Source organism: Pseudomonas sp. Irchel s3a10, from assembly GCF_900187525.1.
Classification (GTDB): domain Bacteria; phylum Pseudomonadota; class Gammaproteobacteria; order Pseudomonadales; family Pseudomonadaceae; genus Aquipseudomonas; species Aquipseudomonas koreensis_G.
This window is the reverse complement of sequence record NZ_FYDR01000003.1, coordinates 567,292-583,738: the sequence shown is the minus strand read 5'-3', so window position 1 is coordinate 583,738 and position 16,447 is coordinate 567,292. Positions and strand designations below refer to the sequence as shown.

At 60.0% G+C, this 16,447-nt stretch carries 15 protein-coding genes; 8 read left to right on the top strand and 7 right to left on the bottom strand.

Translation table 11 applies throughout. From position 1 onward, the window contains the following. Positions 1-18: 18 nt before the first annotated feature. Together hexR and CKW11_RS28830 are read left to right on the top strand one after the other, a co-directional pair. The gene (hexR, locus tag CKW11_RS12630; protein WP_007962240.1) at positions 19-885 is read left to right on the top strand and encodes a transcriptional regulator HexR; all 867 of its coding nucleotides are present in this window, start codon (positions 19-21) and stop codon (positions 883-885) included. A 232-nt stretch (positions 886-1,117) separates the two neighbouring features. Beyond that, positions 1,118-1,330 carry a PA3496 family putative envelope integrity protein gene (locus tag CKW11_RS28830; RefSeq protein ID WP_095137820.1) on the top strand — a complete coding sequence of 71 codons (213 nt, stop codon included), beginning with the start codon at positions 1,118-1,120 and terminating at the stop codon, positions 1,328-1,330. Here the strand turns inward: CKW11_RS28830 and CKW11_RS12615 are convergent. Next, the gene (locus tag CKW11_RS12615; RefSeq protein WP_095137763.1) at positions 1,272-2,234 is read right to left on the bottom strand and encodes a LysR family transcriptional regulator; all 963 of its coding nucleotides are present in this window, start codon (positions 2,232-2,234) and stop codon (positions 1,272-1,274) included. The genes CKW11_RS28830 and CKW11_RS12615 overlap by 59 nt on opposite strands. 190 nt (positions 2,235-2,424) lie before the next feature. On the opposite strand from CKW11_RS12615, the gene CKW11_RS12610 reads away from it, so the two are divergent. Both CKW11_RS12610 and oadA read left to right on the top strand, forming a co-directional pair. After that, a complete protein-coding gene (locus CKW11_RS12610; RefSeq protein WP_027610345.1) occupies positions 2,425-3,840 on the top strand; it encodes an acetyl-CoA carboxylase biotin carboxylase subunit in 1,416 nt (471 codons plus the stop codon). An 11-nt stretch (positions 3,841-3,851) separates the two neighbouring features. Then, entirely contained in the window at positions 3,852-5,660 is a 1,809-nt protein-coding gene (gene oadA / locus CKW11_RS12605; protein WP_095137762.1) for a sodium-extruding oxaloacetate decarboxylase subunit alpha, read from the top strand. A 135-nt stretch (positions 5,661-5,795) separates the two neighbouring features. On the opposite strand, the gene CKW11_RS12600 is transcribed toward oadA, so the two are convergent. Beyond that, the gene (locus CKW11_RS12600; RefSeq protein ID WP_256582062.1) at positions 5,796-7,976 is read right to left on the bottom strand and encodes an autotransporter outer membrane beta-barrel domain-containing protein; all 2,181 of its coding nucleotides are present in this window, start codon (positions 7,974-7,976) and stop codon (positions 5,796-5,798) included. A 586-nt stretch (positions 7,977-8,562) separates the two neighbouring features. Here CKW11_RS12600 and CKW11_RS12595 point away from each other — a divergent pair. Next, positions 8,563-9,915: a HipA domain-containing protein gene (locus tag CKW11_RS12595; RefSeq protein ID WP_095137760.1), complete on the top strand. Its 1,353-nt coding sequence runs from the start codon at positions 8,563-8,565 to the stop codon at positions 9,913-9,915. Then, on the top strand, positions 9,912-10,190 hold the full coding sequence (locus CKW11_RS12590; RefSeq protein ID WP_095137759.1) for a helix-turn-helix domain-containing protein: 279 nt from the start codon (positions 9,912-9,914) through the stop codon (positions 10,188-10,190). Before CKW11_RS12595 ends, CKW11_RS12590 begins: the two co-directional genes overlap by 4 nt. A gap of 31 nt (positions 10,191-10,221) precedes the next feature. Here CKW11_RS12590 and CKW11_RS12585 read toward each other — a convergent pair whose 3' ends face one another. Both CKW11_RS12585 and CKW11_RS12580 read right to left on the bottom strand, forming a co-directional pair. Further along, positions 10,222-11,058, bottom strand: coding sequence for an amino acid ABC transporter permease (locus CKW11_RS12585; protein ID WP_095137758.1), 837 nt, complete (start codon positions 11,056-11,058; stop codon positions 10,222-10,224). Further along, positions 11,055-11,876, bottom strand: coding sequence for an ABC transporter substrate-binding protein (locus CKW11_RS12580; protein WP_095137757.1), 822 nt, complete (start codon positions 11,874-11,876; stop codon positions 11,055-11,057). Before CKW11_RS12580 ends, CKW11_RS12585 begins: the two co-directional genes overlap by 4 nt. A gap of 111 nt (positions 11,877-11,987) precedes the next feature. Here CKW11_RS12580 and CKW11_RS12575 point away from each other — a divergent pair, with 111 nt between their 5' ends. Then, on the top strand, positions 11,988-12,887 hold the full coding sequence (locus tag CKW11_RS12575) for a homocysteine S-methyltransferase family protein (RefSeq protein WP_095137756.1): 900 nt from the start codon (positions 11,988-11,990) through the stop codon (positions 12,885-12,887). 113 nt (positions 12,888-13,000) lie between these two features. Here CKW11_RS12575 and CKW11_RS12570 read toward each other — a convergent pair whose 3' ends face one another. Genes CKW11_RS12570 through CKW11_RS12560 form a run of 3 tightly spaced genes read right to left on the bottom strand, consistent with a single transcriptional unit; the run spans position 13,001 to position 14,765 of the window. Beyond that, positions 13,001-13,672, bottom strand: a complete 672-nt coding sequence (locus tag CKW11_RS12570; protein WP_095137755.1) for a GNAT family N-acetyltransferase — start codon at positions 13,670-13,672, stop codon at positions 13,001-13,003. A 12-nt stretch (positions 13,673-13,684) separates the two neighbouring features. Then, the gene (locus tag CKW11_RS12565) at positions 13,685-14,131 is read right to left on the bottom strand and encodes a GNAT family N-acetyltransferase (protein WP_095137754.1); all 447 of its coding nucleotides are present in this window, start codon (positions 14,129-14,131) and stop codon (positions 13,685-13,687) included. A 10-nt stretch (positions 14,132-14,141) separates the two neighbouring features. Beyond that, positions 14,142-14,765, bottom strand: coding sequence for an FMN-binding negative transcriptional regulator (locus tag CKW11_RS12560; protein WP_095137753.1), 624 nt, complete (start codon positions 14,763-14,765; stop codon positions 14,142-14,144). A gap of 92 nt (positions 14,766-14,857) precedes the next feature. On the opposite strand from CKW11_RS12560, the gene CKW11_RS12555 reads away from it, so the two are divergent. Then, a complete protein-coding gene (locus tag CKW11_RS12555; protein ID WP_095137752.1) occupies positions 14,858-16,414 on the top strand; it encodes a PLP-dependent aminotransferase family protein in 1,557 nt (518 codons plus the stop codon). The last annotated feature ends 33 nt before the right edge of the window (positions 16,415-16,447 follow it).

Below are 16,447 nucleotides of genomic sequence, written 5' to 3'. Positions count from 1 at the left end.
TAAGAAGAGTCCAGCCCCTTGAATCTGCTGCAACACATCGCCCAGTCACGTCACCTGTTACGCAAGTCGGAGCTCAAGGTCGCCGACCACGTGCTGCTTGACCCTGCGGCCGTGATGCACAGTTCCATGGCCGACCTGGCCCACAGCGTCGGCATCAGCGAGCCGACCATTGTGCGTTTCTGCCGGGCCATCGGCTGCTCCGGGTTTCAGGATCTCAAGCTGAAACTGGCGCAAAGCCTAGCCGCCGGTGCCAGTTTCGGTCAGTTCGCGATCCATGAAGACGACTCGGTCGCCGACTACAGCCTGAAAATTTTCGACACCACGTTGCACACCCTGATGGAGGTTCGCGAGAAGCTCGATCCGGTGGAATTGCAGCGCGCGGTGACGCTGATGTCTCAGGCGCAGCGTGTCGAGTTCTACGGCTTTGGCGCGTCGGGCGCGGTGGCGGCGGATGCGCAGCACAAGTTCTTCCGTTTGCTGCTGACGGCGGCAGCATATTCCGACCCGCACATGCAGGCGATGTCGGCGGTGACGTTGAAGCCGACCGATGTGGCGATCTGCATTTCCCAGTCCGGGCGCTCCAAGGATCTGCTGATTACTGCCAATCTGGTGCGTGAGAGCGGCGCGTCACTGATCACCTTGTGCCCGAGCCAGACACCGCTGGCTGAGCTATCGACCGTCAACCTGGCGATCGATGTGCACGAAGACACCGAGATTTATACGCCACTGACCTCGCGTATCGCCCATCTGGTGGTGATCGACGTGCTGGCGATGGGCGTGGCCATGGCGCGCGGACCGAGCCTGGTCAACCACCTTAAGAGCGTGAAGCGCAGTCTGCGCAGCTTGCGGCTATCCCCCAAGGCCGTGAAAGCGCTGGACGATTAAAGCAAGGTCGTTCCGACCTTATTCGCGAGCAAGCCCGCTCCCACAGGGGATCTCTGGTAACCACAGATTTTGCGTCGTACCGAGATCAAATGTGGGAGCGGGCTTGCTCGCGAAAGCGTCCTCAATAGCACCGCAATTTGCAAAGTTTCATCGCACTGTCATCCCCGCGCAGCCAAACCGTCATCCCTCCCGCCTATCGTGAAACTCCCGTACTCGCCTTGGGAGACTCGAAATGGCTCAGCCCTACGAAGAACGCAACAGCGCCGCGAAAACCCGTCGTCAGCAGGAAGACCAGCGTCGCATGGAATTCCGTCGCGCGATCGAAGATCGCTTCGAACTCCGTCAGCTTCAGGCTGAAATCGGTGGTTTTCCCGAGGAACTCGAACTTAATCACTGGCAGGCAGCGCCCGCAGCTTCCCGTCGAAGCGTTCAACCAGCGCGCTGATCTGCATCCGCTCGCTGCGGATAAACGCCAGGAAGGCGTGCGCTACCGGTGACAGCCGTTTGGCTTTGGCTTGCACCAGACACCAGCTGCGAAACAGCGGCAACTCTTCGACCGGCAGCTCGACCAGGCCGCCGGTCGCCAGCTCCAGGTTCAGGGCGTGGCGCGTCAACAGCGCCACGCCCAGACCCGCCACCACGCATTCACGCTGGGCTTCCGCCGAGGCCACTTCCTGGGTCTGGGTGAAGTGCACGCGCTTCTCTTTGAAATACTCTTCGCAGGCCAGTCGCGTGCCCGAACCCGGTTCGCGGATCAGCAGCGTGTAAGGCTCGAGATCCTGCAAGCGTAGCGGCCCCATGTGCGCCAACGGATGATCCGGGCGCGCCACGGCGACAATCGGATTGTTCAGGAACGGTAGAAATTCCAGGCCCATGTCCTGCGGCACCATCGACATGATCACCAGATCATCGCGGTTGTCCGAGAGGCGGCGGATCACCTGACCGCGGTTGACCACGGTCAATTGCAGGTTCACTTCCGGATGCTGGCGCTTGAACGCGGCGAACAGGTGCGGCACGAAGTATTTGGCGCTGGATTCCACGGCCAGTTTCAACTGGCCCTGCAGCGAACCCTGCATGTCCGACAACTGCATGTCGAGGTTTTCCAGGCGGCCAAAGATATCCCGGCTGGCGCGCTGCAGGGCTTCGGCAGCCTCGGTCATGTAAAGTTTTTTGCCGACGTAATCGAATAATGGCTGGCCGATCAGCTCTTCAAGCTGACGAATCTGTAGGCTGACGGCCGGTTGTGTCAGAGACATTTCATCGGCGGCGCGGCTGTAAGAGCGTAAATCACACACTTCGTTGAAGATCTGCAATTGGCGTAATGTCATACGCATCAAGGACTTACGCATTTCTTATAGGCTCTGACGGCAGGGTGATGATTTAACTATAAGTCTTTACTTATGCCTGACCCAATTTTTATTCATTTTTGTTAATCCCTTGCGAGGGCTAGTGTGGGGGCGCGACCAGATTGAAACATTTGGTCACGCGTCGACCTGGGTCTAGCAGGTCGTGGTGCCACCGGCTCAAGGGAATTTCCAAGTGATAAAAAAGATCCTGATCGCCAACCGTGGTGAGATTGCCGTACGAATCGTGCGGGCCTGCGCCGAGATGGGCATTCGCTCGGTTGCGATTTTTTCCGACGCCGACCGCCATGCCTTGCATGTGAAGCGCGCGGACGAAGCCCACAGCATTGGTGCCGAGCCACTGGCCGGCTACCTCAACCCGCGCAAGCTGGTGAACCTGGCGGTGGAAACCGGTTGCGATGCATTGCACCCCGGTTACGGCTTCCTTTCGGAAAACGCTGAGCTGGCAGACATCTGCGCCGAACGCGGAATCAAATTCATCGGCCCGTCGGCAGAAGTCATTCGCCGCATGGGCGACAAGACCGAAGCCCGGCGCAGCATGATCAAGGCCGGTGTACCGGTCACCCCGGGTACCGAAGGCAACGTGTCGGGCATCGAAGAAGCCCTGACCGAAGGCGACCGCATCGGTTATCCGGTGATGCTCAAGGCCACCTCCGGTGGTGGCGGTCGCGGCATCCGTCGCTGCAACAGCCGCGAAGAGCTCGAACAGAATTTCCCACGAGTGATTTCCGAAGCGACCAAGGCCTTCGGTTCGGCAGAAGTGTTCCTGGAAAAATGCATCGTCAATCCCAAGCACATCGAAGCGCAGATCCTCGGCGACAGCTTCGGCAACGTGGTGCACCTGTTCGAGCGTGACTGCTCGATCCAGCGCCGCAACCAGAAGCTGATCGAGATCGCCCCGAGCCCGCAACTGACCCCGGAACAGCGCGCCTACATCGGCGACCTGTCGGTGCGTGCGGCCAAGGCCGTGGGTTACGAGAACGCCGGCACCGTGGAGTTCCTGCTCGCCGAGGGCGAGGTGTACTTCATGGAGATGAACACCCGGGTGCAGGTGGAGCACACCATCACTGAAGAAATCACCGGGATCGATATCGTCCGCGAACAGATCCGCATCGCCTCCGGCCTGCCGCTGTCGGTGAAGCAGGAAGACATTCAGCACCGTGGTTTCGCGTTGCAGTTCCGCATCAACGCCGAAGACCCGAAAAACAACTTCCTGCCGAGCTTCGGCAAGATCACTCGTTACTACGCCCCTGGCGGCCCGGGCGTGCGCACCGACACGGCGATCTACACCGGCTACACCATTCCGCCGTTCTACGACTCGATGTGCCTGAAACTGGTGGTCTGGGCGTTGACTTGGGAAGAGGCGATGGACCGTGGCCTGCGCGCCCTCGACGACATGCGTCTGCAAGGCGTGAAAACCACCGCCGCGTATTACCAGGAAATCCTGCGCAACCCGGAATTCCGTAGCGGCCAGTTCAATACCAGCTTCGTGGAAAGCCACCCGGAACTGACCAACTACTCGATCAAGCGCAAACCCGAAGAGCTGGCCCTGGCCATCGCCGCCGCCATCGCCGCCCACGCAGGCCTGTGAGGAATACAACAATGTCCAAGAAGATTTTTGTCACCGATACCATCCTGCGCGACGCTCACCAATCGCTGCTCGCCACCCGCATGCGCACTGAAGACATGCTGCCGATCTGCGACAAGCTCGACAAAGTCGGCTACTGGTCGCTGGAGTGCTGGGGCGGTGCGACGTTCGACGCCTGCGTGCGCTTTCTGAAAGAAGACCCGTGGGAGCGTCTGCGCCAACTGCGTGCCGCGCTGCCTAACACCCGCCTGCAAATGCTCCTGCGCGGCCAGAACCTGCTCGGCTATCGCCACTACAGCGACGACGTGGTCAAAGCCTTCGTCGCCAAGGCCGCGGTCAACGGCATCGACGTGTTCCGCATCTTCGACGCGATGAACGACGTGCGTAACCTGCGCGTGGCCATCGAAGCAGTGAAGGCTGCGGGTAAACACGCCCAGGGCACCATCGCCTACACCACCAGCCCGGTGCACACCATCGACGCGTTCGTGGCGCAGGCCAAGCAGATGGAAGCCATGGGTTGCGACTCGGTGGCAATCAAGGACATGGCCGGTCTGCTCACCCCGTACGCCACCGGTGAACTGGTTCGTGCGTTGAAAGCCGAGCAGTCGCTGCCGGTGTTCATCCATTCGCATGACACGGCTGGTCTGGCGGCGATGTGTCAATTGAAAGCCATCGAAAACGGCGCCGACCACATCGACACCGCGATCTCCAGCTTCGCCTCGGGCACCAGCCATCCGGGCACCGAGTCAATGGTCGCTGCGCTCAAGGGCACCGAGTACGACACCGGTCTGAACCTGGAGTTGCTGCAGGAAATCGGTCTGTACTTCTACGCCGTGCGCAAAAAGTACCACCAGTTCGAAAGCGAGTTCACCGCCGTCGACACCCGTGTGCAAGTCAACCAGGTACCGGGCGGGATGATCTCCAACCTCGCCAACCAGTTGAAAGAGCAGGGCGCGTTGAACCGCATGGGCGAAGTACTGGCGGAAATCCCGCGTGTACGGGAAGACCTCGGTTTCCCGCCGCTGGTGACTCCGACCTCGCAGATCGTCGGCACCCAGGCGTTCTTCAACGTGCTGGCCGGCGAGCGCTACAAGACCATCACCAACGAAGTGAAGCTGTATCTGCAAGGCGGCTACGGCAAAGCGCCGGGCGTGGTTAATGAAAAACTGCGTCGTCAGGCCATCGGCAGCGAAGAGGTGATCGACGTACGCCCGGCCGATCTGCTCAAGCCGGAAATGACCAAGCTGCGTGCCGACATCGGTGCGCTGGCCAAGTCCGAAGAAGACGTGCTGACCTTCGCCATGTTCCCGGACATCGGCCGCAAGTTCCTCGAAGAGCGTGCCGCCGGCACCCTCGTTCCGGAAGTGCTGTTGCCGATCCCTGAGGCCGGTGGTGTGGCGAAGGCCGGTGGCGAAGGCGTACCGACCGAGTTTGTCATCGACGTCCACGGCGAAACCTACCGCGTCGACATCACCGGGGTTGGCGTGAAGGCCGAAGGCAAGCGTCACTTCTACCTGTCCATCGACGGCATGCCGGAAGAAGTGGTGTTCGAACCGCTCAACGAATTCGTCGGCGGTGGCAGCAGCAAACGCAAACAAGCGTCGGCACCGGGCCACGTCAGTACCACCATGCCGGGCAACATTGTCGATGTGCTGGTCAAGGAGGGCGACACCGTCAAGGCTGGCCAGTCGGTGCTGATCACCGAAGCGATGAAGATGGAAACCGAAGTTCAGGCAGCGATTGCCGGCAAGGTCACCGCCATCCATGTGGCCAAGGGCGACCGGGTGAATCCTGGCGAAATCCTGATCGAGATCGAAGGCTGAGATAACTGCCGCGATTCAACGTTTTAAACCTCGGGGGGGCATGTGCTCCCCTTTTTTTTCGCCTGCAATATGGCTGTTCTTTGTAGGGGCTGCCGCAGGCCCGAGCCTGCGGCAGCTTTTACACGTAGAGTTGTGTCAGAACGCCATACGCCACTGGCCCGTCACGCCGTAACTGCGGCTGTCGCTTCCGGTCTCGCCGGTGAGGCCGATGCCCAGAGTGTTACTGGCGGACAAGGTCAGATCAAGACCGGCGTCCAGCGTGAAGCTGTTGCGATCCATCTCGGCCCCGGCGACTTCAAAGCTTTTGCCACCCTTGACCAGCTGCTGGCGCGTTTCGTTATCGAGCTCGCCATAGGTGTGTTTCACGCTGGCGCTGAGACGCGGCGTCAACTGCATGTCGTTGGCCAAGTGACTGGTTTTCGCCAGGCGCAGGCCGACGGTGCTGCTCGGGTTCGCCCGGGTTTGCCCCTGAACCTTGAGCGCCGCATCGCCACCTTTCTCGGTGTAACCATCACGCTGGTAGCGTTGATAGCCGACGCTGGCGAACGGTTCGAAGCTGACGTTGCCACGCCCCAGGTCGTAGCCGACTTCGGCAAACACCTGCTGGGTGCTGGCGTCATAGCTGCTCTTGAGGCGATCACTGAAACCATTGAAGGCAACGTGACGTTTGCCACTGCCGTCATGATTGCCGTACGAGGCCCCCAGACGCAGGGCGAACGGGCCGTCCTGACGCAGCGCGTAGGCGCCGAGGTGCCAGCTGTCGAGATCGCCGTCAAACTGTTGGGCATCGAGCCGGGTTTGCGCTTTCGCCCCCATCAGGCCGACATGCCACTGTTCGTCGAATTGCCAGTCGGCCCCCAGGACCAAACCGTGGGTGGAGTGTTTGAGGGCACTGTCGTAATCACGATCGACCTTGCCGCCATGTCCCAGAGCTTGCAGCCAGACACGTCCGGAACCGGCACCATCAGCAGCCGGGCGCGGCTCACTACCCAGGCTTTTTGCACCTGCGTTGCCCCCCAGTTGATGCATCGCCGAGAGCATGCTGGCGCTGATCGGGTTGACGCTGTTCAGGGTGGCTTTGGCAAGGTTGGCGTTGCTGCCAGCGGCAAGTTGTTCAAGGGCCACGCTGGCCGTTGCGTTGCTGGCACCCAGCAGGGATGTGACCGCCTGGTTGGTAGCAGCGGATGAGCCAAGGGCTATCGCAGACTCGCCGGAGGGCTCAGGCTCTTTAGGTTGCTGAGGTTGCTGAGGTTGCTGAGGTTGCTGAGGTTGCTGAGGTTGCTGAGGTTGCTGAGGTTGCTGAGGTTGCTGAGGTTGCTGAGGTTGCTGAGGTTGCTGAGGTTGCTGAGATGTGGAGGGTGTCTCGTCAATGCTCTGGGCGAGCGCCTGACTATTTTGCGTGGTCGCAAGGTTTTCGAGCGGCACATCGTTACGGGCATAGAGCAAGCCCACTCGTTGTGCTTCGTAGTGCAGCGTCGGGGTCATGAAGGCCAGATCGTTTTCAACGGTGCCAAACTGCCCCTCAATCTTTCCCGCTTGCAGAATGGTGTGCTGACTGCTTTGCGGATAGTCGCCAGTGGTGACGAGTTTCAGGGTGGCGTCACCCAAATGAGCAGTTCCTTTCACGACCACCGTCTGACTGTTGCCGGAAGCATCCACGGCATAGGCCAGTACGGCAGAACGTGCCAGGCGCAGATCTCCCGCGATCTTGGGTGCGCCGTAGACATCGTCGACGGTCATGCGTCCGTACACGTTCAAATGATTAACCGCACCATTCCCGGCTATATGGCCGTTTTCCTGAACATCCACCATGCCGTCAATCAGGCCCTGGTTGGTCAGGTCGCCGCCAGACGCGACAGTGGCGCCGCGATTGATTGCCCCTTTGTTGATCAAGATGCCCTCGGTCACTGCCGTACCCAGAATTTGCCCTTCATTGACCAGCAATGCCTTTGGATGAACCAGTACACCGAGGCTGAAATCACCCGGTCCGCTACGGGTCCAGCCCCCGCGTCTGACCTCCAGCCCACTGAAGTTACGGGTTTCACCCAGCACTCCTTTCCTGTTCGCGTCGAGTTGCAACAGGTTGTCGCCCCCGCCAGCGTCGACCAGGCCGGCAAAACTGCCTCGAGATTGCACGGTAACAAGGTCATTGCGCGCATCGAGCGCGAGCGCCACACCCTCCTGTGCCGGATAGGCTTTGCTGACCTTCAGCTGGACGGTTTCCGGATGATTAGCGAAAGCGGTGATCGCTGATTTGAATGTTTCAGGGGAGGCGGCAGAGATGCCTTGAGAGTCGGGCGGTGCGTCCTGAGCCATGGACAGATCGACACATCCCATGGCTAAAGCAATGGCTAGTGTCAGGTGTTTTGGTCGAAAGTGGAATTGAACGGGCATCGAGTTCAGCCTCTCGTGGAAGGAGGCAAAACTCTAAGTCGGAGCCGGCAGGCACCGATGTCAGCCGGATCGCTCGGTGCTGCGGGCTGCGTCTGTTTGATCTTCGGAAAAGAGCGGCTCGACAAAAATTGGCGGATTACGTCGTGCCGTCGCGTTGTCTTTTCCTACAAATTGAATTGCCATTAGCCGCTTGTAATGATCAGAAACTCATCTGCCACTGCCGATCAACCCGTGGTTGCGACTGTTGCTGCCAATCTCGCCGCTGCAGGGCGAGAAAGGCATGGATGGGGGGCCTTTTGTTATTAGCGGGCCGTCCGTATATCGAGGGGTTCTTACAGAATGAAGTCGGAGGATGACCTGCATTATTTTGCGTTCAGATGATCTTAAGCTCAGCCGTATCTGCAATTTGTTGCATATTGCAACGCCCCATCATCCGTCGAAATGCACTATATTGCATCTAAGGGCAATAAATCCCCTGTTTAATGCAATTAAATGCAGGTGTTGAGACATGTACGACCTGACATTACAGATATTCAGTGCTGGAAAATGGCACGACGCAATGATTCTAAGGTTCGACAATCCTGAAAAGGGGTTCGAAAGTCGCTGCAGTTTCGGCTACGAGACGCCATACCTTGTCGAAAATGTTGAAGCCATAGGCTCTCCGTTTTCCAAGGCCGTCAGTGCGTTGTATCCATTGGATTGGGAAGGGCGACGCTCCAGTACGCCCGCATTTGTCTATGACATTGCCCCCGCAGGAGCGGCAAAAAGATTTCTGCTTGCGCGTCTGGGGCAGGAGAAACCGGCGCATATCGGTGCCGATCTGTATCTGCTCGGCCAGAGCACTCCAGCCCCCATTGGCAATATGCGCATAAAAGAGTCGGCCGAGGCTGTCGATGAGCGTGAGCCCATCGGATTCAAGCGTGAGGATGTTGTTCACCGCGACAGTCGCTTTCTGGAATATGCCTATGAGCAAGGCGCGGCAATTGGTGGTGCTACAGGGGCAGGCGGTGAGGCACCGAAGCTATTGTTGGCTGAAAACAAGGCCGGCCTTTTGTACCCCGATGCGGTATTGGGCGATGAAGAGGTCAGGCAGCATTGGTTTATAAAATTTGCCAGAAACAAAGGAAGTCTGGTCGATCAAGATATCCTGCGCAGCGAGTTCCATTATTACAAGGCGCTTCAGAAACTCGGCATTGAAACGATCGCGGTAGAAGGTTTGGCACTAGAAGAGGCGAGTAAGCCGAGCTTGTGGATGCAGCGCTTTGATCGAGAAGTAACGAACGGTGAAGTCAGTCGTTTTGCTGTCGAGTCGATTTATTCACTGGCTCAAGTAACGGCGCCGGGAAGTGCAATGAACCATATGGATGTCATCCGCATGCTCGCCGGGCTCTGGCGAAAAGCAGGGCAGGCCAGTCAGATCCCCGCACTGGTGACGGATTACTTACGTCGGGACCTGATCAACAAGATCCTCGGTAACTCGGATAACCATGGTCGTAACACCGCGATAATTCGCCAGGAAAGTTCGTTTCGTCTGGCGCCGATTTATGACTTGGCCCCAATGGTCATGGATGACGAGGGTGTGACCCGTACAACCAAATGGCCAAAAGATCTGGAGAGGGCGGGAGAGGTCGATTGGCGGGGAGTGTGCCGCGTATTGGCTGATATCACCGATCCCAAAGACCCTTTGGCAGGCTTGACCGACGCATCAGATCCTTTCGAACGCTTGCGTGAAGATGCCCAGCGTCTGGCGGCGCTCCCCGACATACTGACGGCGAGTGGTTTGCCCGACAGAACGATGAACCACCCGGGAATCCATCTGAAAAATCTGGAGCAACGTTTGAAAGAGTGGGATCTGAAATGAGCATGACGGTAGCCGAGCGCACGGTGCTCATCGAAAACATTCAAGAGGCGCTGGCCCAAGGGACACTGGAAATCGGTGAAGCGGTTCGTCGTCTACGCGTGGAAGTGACCGGTCTGCATCAAACCCAGTTTGCCAGGATGTGCAAAATATCGGTTCGCACGCTGGTGCATATCGAGCATGGCGAGGGCAATCAGACGTTGAAGTCGTTGAATGCGGTGTTTCGTCCATTTGGACTGAAAATGGGCGTGGTGCGGGTCCGACGAGAGATCAATTGAACCCCGACGCTGGCGCAAGGTGCTGATTAGCCTAGCTACGCCGCACATAAGCCTTGCCGTAATACCGCTCCATACGCGCCTGGATCAGCTCCAGACCGATCGACATCAGCCAGTAAATGATCGCCGCCGTGGTCAGCATCTCGATATAGCGGTAGCTCGAGCGTCCGTAGGACTGCGCCAGAAACATCACTTCCCAGACGCCCATCACCGAGATCAGTGACGAGTCCTTGAGCATCGAGATGAACTGGTTGGTGGTCGGCGGGATGATCGTGCGCATCGCCTGGGGCAGGGTGATGCGCCAGAAGATCACGCTCTCGCGCATGCCCAGCGCCAGCGAAGCTTCACGTTGGCCATAGGGCACGCCGAGGATGCCGGCGCGGAAAATCTCGCTGAGGTACGCGCCGTAGTTGAGTGACAGGGCAATGATCCCGGCCACCACTGCACCGGGCACCACGCCCAGTTGCGGCAGCCCGAGGTAGATCAGCAGGATCTGGATCAGCAGCGGCGTGCCGCGAAAGAACGAGGTGTAGAAACTGGCGATCCCGAACGCCACGGCGCTTTTCGACAGGCGCGCCAGAGCGGTGACGAAGCCCAGCAAGGACGAGGCGACGATTGCGCAGGCACAGAGAAACAGAGTCAGTGCCGCACCCTGCAGAAAGCCGTTGGGCGCCAGGTGCACGCCGAGCAGATTCGGCAGCTTGTCGAGGATGATCGAGAGCTTCAAATCGAAGCTGAGGAAAAACCCGGCGAACAGGCTGAACATCGCCGCCCAGGTCAGGTACAGGCGCGTGCGGAAACCGAGCAGCCGTTGCAGGCGCGATTCAGCCACCGGTTGCGGCGGCTGTGGAGGTGTCGGGAAGGCAGTCATTGGCTGATATCGGCACCGATCCATTTCTGCGACAGCTTGCTCAGCGTGCCGTCCTGTTTGAGTTGCGCAAACACCTCGCGCACTTTGGCGTCCCACTCGGCATCACCCTTTTCGATGGCCACCGAGTTCGGCTCCGAGTACAGCGGCGCGCCCGCCAGTTTGAAACGCTGATCCTGATTCAGGCGCGGCTGCGCGGTCACCAGGTTGGTGAGGATGGCGTCCAGGCGCACACCGGCGCCCAGACCCAGATCCTGGAAGGCGACGTTGTCGGTATCGTACGGAGCGATCTGCACATCCTCGAACGGGTACTCAAGGTGCTTGTCTTCGGCGCCTTCGATGACCAGATTCTTGTTCAGATAACTTTCGTAGCTGCTGGCGCTGGTCAGGCCGACCTTTTTCCCGCTCAGGTCCTTGGCGCCGTGGATGCGATCGTCCTTGGCGTTGACCACGATCACGGCGGGCGAGGCGTAGTACTCGACCGGGAAATCGAACACTTCGGCGCGGGCCTTGCTCGGGGTCATGGAGCAGATGCAGATGTCATAGCGCCCGCTCCAGCGGCCGGCAGCGATCACGTCCCAGGATGGCGTTTCGAGGCGCAGCTTGACCCCCAGCTTGTCCGCGACGGCTTTGGCGACGTCGACGTCGAAGCCGTCGAGCTGATTCTGCTCATTGAGAAACGAGAAGGGTGGGTAGCTTTCCATCAGCACGCCGACCAGTTGTTTTTTCTGTTCGACGCGATCGAGTGTGGCGCCGCCGAAGGCTTGAGTGGACGCGGCCAGAATCGTCAGGCTCAAGGCCAGTAGCGGTTGAAGTTTCACAGTCGACACCTGAAAAAAAGGGGTTGTTATTAACCGAATGGTGCGTATTAAATAGTTATAAGAACTACTCTGGTAGTGAGTAATTTTCATAAGCATATGAGCGAAAAGCATATGGGCACAGCAAGCACGGTAATTCTCGATGGCGGCATGGGCCGTGAGTTGCAACGCGCCGGGGCGCCGTTTCGGCAGCCCGAGTGGTCGGCGCTGGCCCTGATCGAAGCACCGCAAGCGGTCGAAGCGGTGCACGCGGCCTACATCGCCAGCGGCGCCAATGTGATCACCAGCAACAGCTATGCGGTCGTGCCGTTTCATATTGGCGAGGCGCGGTTTGCCGCTGAAGGTCAGGCACTGGCGGCGTTGGCCGGAGAACTGGCACAGCGTGCGGTGCGGGCATCGGGTAAAGCGGTGCGAGTGGCCGGTTCGTTGCCGCCGCTGTTCGGCTCCTATCGCCCGGATCTGTTCGAAGCGGCGCGGGTGAACGAATTGCTGACGCCACTGGTGACCGGCCTGGCGCCACATGTCGACCTGTGGCTGGCGGAAACCCAGAGCTCGATCATCGAGGCGCGTTCCATTCGCGCCGGTCTGCCGCAGGACGGCAAACCGTTCTGGCTGTCGTTTACTTTGAAGGATGAAGACACCGACGAGGTGCCGCGTCTGCGTTCCGGCGAACCGGTGGCCGAAGCAGCGGCGGTGGCGGCGGAATTGGGCGTCGAGACGCTGCTGTTCAACTGCAGCCAGCCGGAAGTGATCGGTGCGGCGATTGATGCGGCGCGCGATACCTTTGAGCGTTTGGGCGTGCAGATTCAAATCGGCGCGTATGCCAATGCGTTTCCACCGCAACCGAAAGAGGCGACGGCCAACGACGGCCTCGATCCGCTGCGCGACGATCTGGATCCGCCGGGGTATCTGCATTGGGCGAAGGATTGGCAGCTGCGTGGTGCCAGTCACTTGGGCGGTTGCTGCGGGATCGGGCCGGAACACATTGCGGTGCTGGCGCAGAAACTGGGGTAAACAACAGATCAAAAGATCGCAGCCTGCGGCAGCCCCTACATGGGATTGACGTTCACCCTGTAGGAGTTGCCGCAGGTTCGGGCCGCGATCGGACGATCTTTTGCTTTGACGATTTAACTACGGCACTCGACCAAACCTTTGAGCTGCCCGGTCGGCGTCTGGTTGGCATCGCTCAACCACTGCTCGAACCCTGCCGCAATCGCCGGCCACTCCGAATCCACAATCGAATACCACGCGGTATCGCGGTTCTGGCCCTTGACCACCATGTGCTGGCGGAACACGCCTTCGAAGCTGAAGCCCAGGCGTTCGGCGGCGTATTTGGAGCGGGCGTTGCCGTTGTTGCACTTCCACTCCAGGCGACGATAGCCCTGTTCGAAGGCGTATTTGGCCAACAGGTAAACCGCTTCGGTACTCTTTGGTGAACGTTGCATCGGCGCACCGAAGGTGACGTGGCCGATCTCGATGCGCCCCTGCGCCGGGACGATCGACATCAGGCTCAGAATGCCTTGCACCTCGCCCGTGACGCGGTCGATCACGCTGAAGAAATACGGATCGCTGCTGGCCGCGTGGTTGTTCAACCAGTCATTGAAAACGCTGCGCTCGGGGAACGGCCCATAGGGCAAGTAATCCCACAGCTTCGGGTCGGCGCCGGGGCCTTCGAGGGCGTTGAACAACTCGTCGCCGTGGCGCGCCGGGTCGAGGCGTTCCAGGCGGATGAACCGGCCTTCGAGCAAGGTCGCAGTGGGGGCGGGGACGCCTTTCCAGTCGGCAAGTGAAGTGGTCATGTACGCGGCTCCTTAAATGGCTTTGCGAAACTGGATGAATCCCGGGCGCTCGGCGATGCGCTCGTAGAGCTGGATCGCGGTGGCATTGGTTTCGTGGGTCAACCAATGCACTTTGCAGCAACCGTCGGCCCTGGCGGTGGCGTAGACGTGTTCGATCAGCAAGCGACCGACGCCGGTGCCACGGGTCTCCGGCGCCACCAGCAGATCCTGCAGGTAGCAGGAGTTTTCGATGCTCCAATTGGAGCGGTGATAGATGAAATGCACCATGCCCACTGCTTTACCGTCGGCCCAGGCGAGAGCTGCGTGGGTCGGCTCGCTCGGGTCGAGGAAACGCTGCCAGGTGCTGTGCGTGACGGCGTCCGGCAACTCGCTGTTGTAGAAGCGCAGGTAGGCCTGCCACAACGGCAGCCAGGCGGCGTGATCACCGGCGGTCACCGGGCGGATCTGGATCTGACTCATGCTGATTTCCTTAACGCATCAAGTGGGCGAGGGTTCGGTCGGCGATGTCGGGGCTGGCAGCCAGGCCTTCGCGCACGCCGGCAATGTCTTCGGCGCTGCGGTTCTGGCTGAGCTTGCGCTTGCCTTCGAGGCGGTCGATGGGAATGGCGAAACCGACGATGGCCTTGAGCATGCCGTCGATATAGTCGGCCGGTGCGTCGTCGACCTTCCACGGTTGCGCGCGACCGGCTTCATGGCGATCGGTCAGGGTGCTGACGATGTCAAGCAGGCGCCCGCCGTCGCTGAAGGTTTCGGCGTGGCCATAGGCGTGCACGGCGACGTAGTTCCAGGTCGGCACGACTTTGCCGTGCTCGGCCTTGCTCGGGTAAAACCCCGGGCTGACGTAGGCGTCGGGGCCGGCAAAAATCAGCATCGCTTCAGCGCCGTCACGCAGGTCTTTCCACTGCGGATTGGCTTTGGCCAAGTGCCCGTACAGCGTGCCGTTCTGGCCCTGTTCGCGGTGCAGCAGCACTGGCACATGGCTGGCCTGCAGGCCGTTTTCACCATGACTCACCAGAATCGCGAGACGGGTGGCGAGGATCAGTTCGTGCAGTTGCGACAGTTCGTCGATGGCAAAGGCGCGGGGCGTGTACATGGAGAGATTTTCCTTGGCGAATGCCTGCATCCTAGGCAGGCTATTGGTCTGTTGTAAGAGCCATTGAAGACCATTTTCATAGGTCCATTGTCATGCCCGAATCGCCCATGCTGTCCATGCCGTTCAATCCGGCCGGTATCGAGCTCGACCGCCGTCAGGGTTTGAGCCGCCAGCTCTATCAGGCGCTGCGTCTGCGGGTGCTGGACGGGCGGCTGGCCAGTGGCACGCGGCTGCCGGCCAGCCGTGATCTGGCGGCGGCATTGGCGATTTCCCGCAACAGCGTGGTGCGCGCCTACGATCAGTTGTACGCCGAAGGCTTCATCGAAGGCCGCGTCGGGGACGGCACGTATGTGGCGCAATTGCCGCAAAGCGCATTGCCCACGAAAAAACTATCCACAAAAGTATCCACAGGGTTTTCAACAGGCTTACCCACAGCCTTATCCACAAATTGGCTGGATTTACCTGTGGTTCCATCCAGTAAAGTTATCCACAGCGACGCGTTGCAGCGGGTTGAAAACAATCATCTGTCCCTGCCGCCCAGTGGTCCGCCGCGTGCTTTTCGGGTCGGCGTTCCAGCCTTCGATCTGTTCCCGTTTGACGTCTGGGCCAAGCTGAACGCGGCTTTCTGGCGCAAGCCGGATTTGCAGCAGCTTTGTTACGGCGACCCGGCGGGCGATGCGCGGTTGCGCGGGATGATCGCGGCCTATTTGCGCAGCTCCCGGGGCATGCAGTGCACGGCTGAGCAAATTGTGATCACCAGTGGCGCACAGCAGGGCATTAGCCTTTGTGCACAGTTGCTGGTAGAGCCGGGCGACGGCGTAGCGATTGAAAATCCCGGGTATCGAGCGGCCGGTCATGCCTTCGCTGTGGCCGGTGCCCGGCTGCACGGGGTGGCGGTGGACAGTGAGGGTATCGACTGCCAGCAACTGGCGGGACTGACCGATTGCCGCCTCACCTATGTCACGCCCTCCCACCAGTACCCCACGGGGGTGGTGATGAGTCTGGCCCGTCGCCTCGAATTGCTGGCCTGGGCCGAGCGCACGCAGGGCTGGATCGTCGAGGATGATTACGATGGCGAGTATCGCTACAGCGGCGCTCCGCTGGCGCCTTTGGCCGCCCTCGATCGACAGGGGCGAGTGCTGTATGTCGGCACGTTCGGCAAGGTCGTGTTCCCGGCGTTGCGCCTGGGGTATCTGGTGCTGCCGCCGGGGCTGGTGGAGGCTTTTGCTCGAAGGCGTGCGGTGGATGTGCGTCATTCCGAAGTCAGTACCCAGGCGGTGATGGCCGAGTTCATGGCCGCCGGGCATTTCCAGCGGCACATCCGACGCATGCGCCGCGCGGCGCTGAGCCGACGCAATGTCTTGCTCGGCGGCTGGCCGCAGAATATTCCGGGCGTCGGCCAGTTGCCCGGCGTTGCCGCCGGGCTGCACCTGACCGTGCCGGTTGCCAGTGTGGCGCGTGAAAGCCAACTGATCGAACTGGCGCGTAGCGTCGACGTCGAGATCAATGGTCTGAGCAGTTATTGGCTGCCTGATTCCACGACCCCGGTCGACCAGCGCGCCGGACTGGTGCTGGGCTTTGCCGCGGTGCCTGAGCGAGCAATCGAAGCGGCGCTCGAGCGTTTGCGAACCGTGTGGCACACCCTCTGAAGCGGGCGCAGATCGATGCGCCCGACGGTGGTA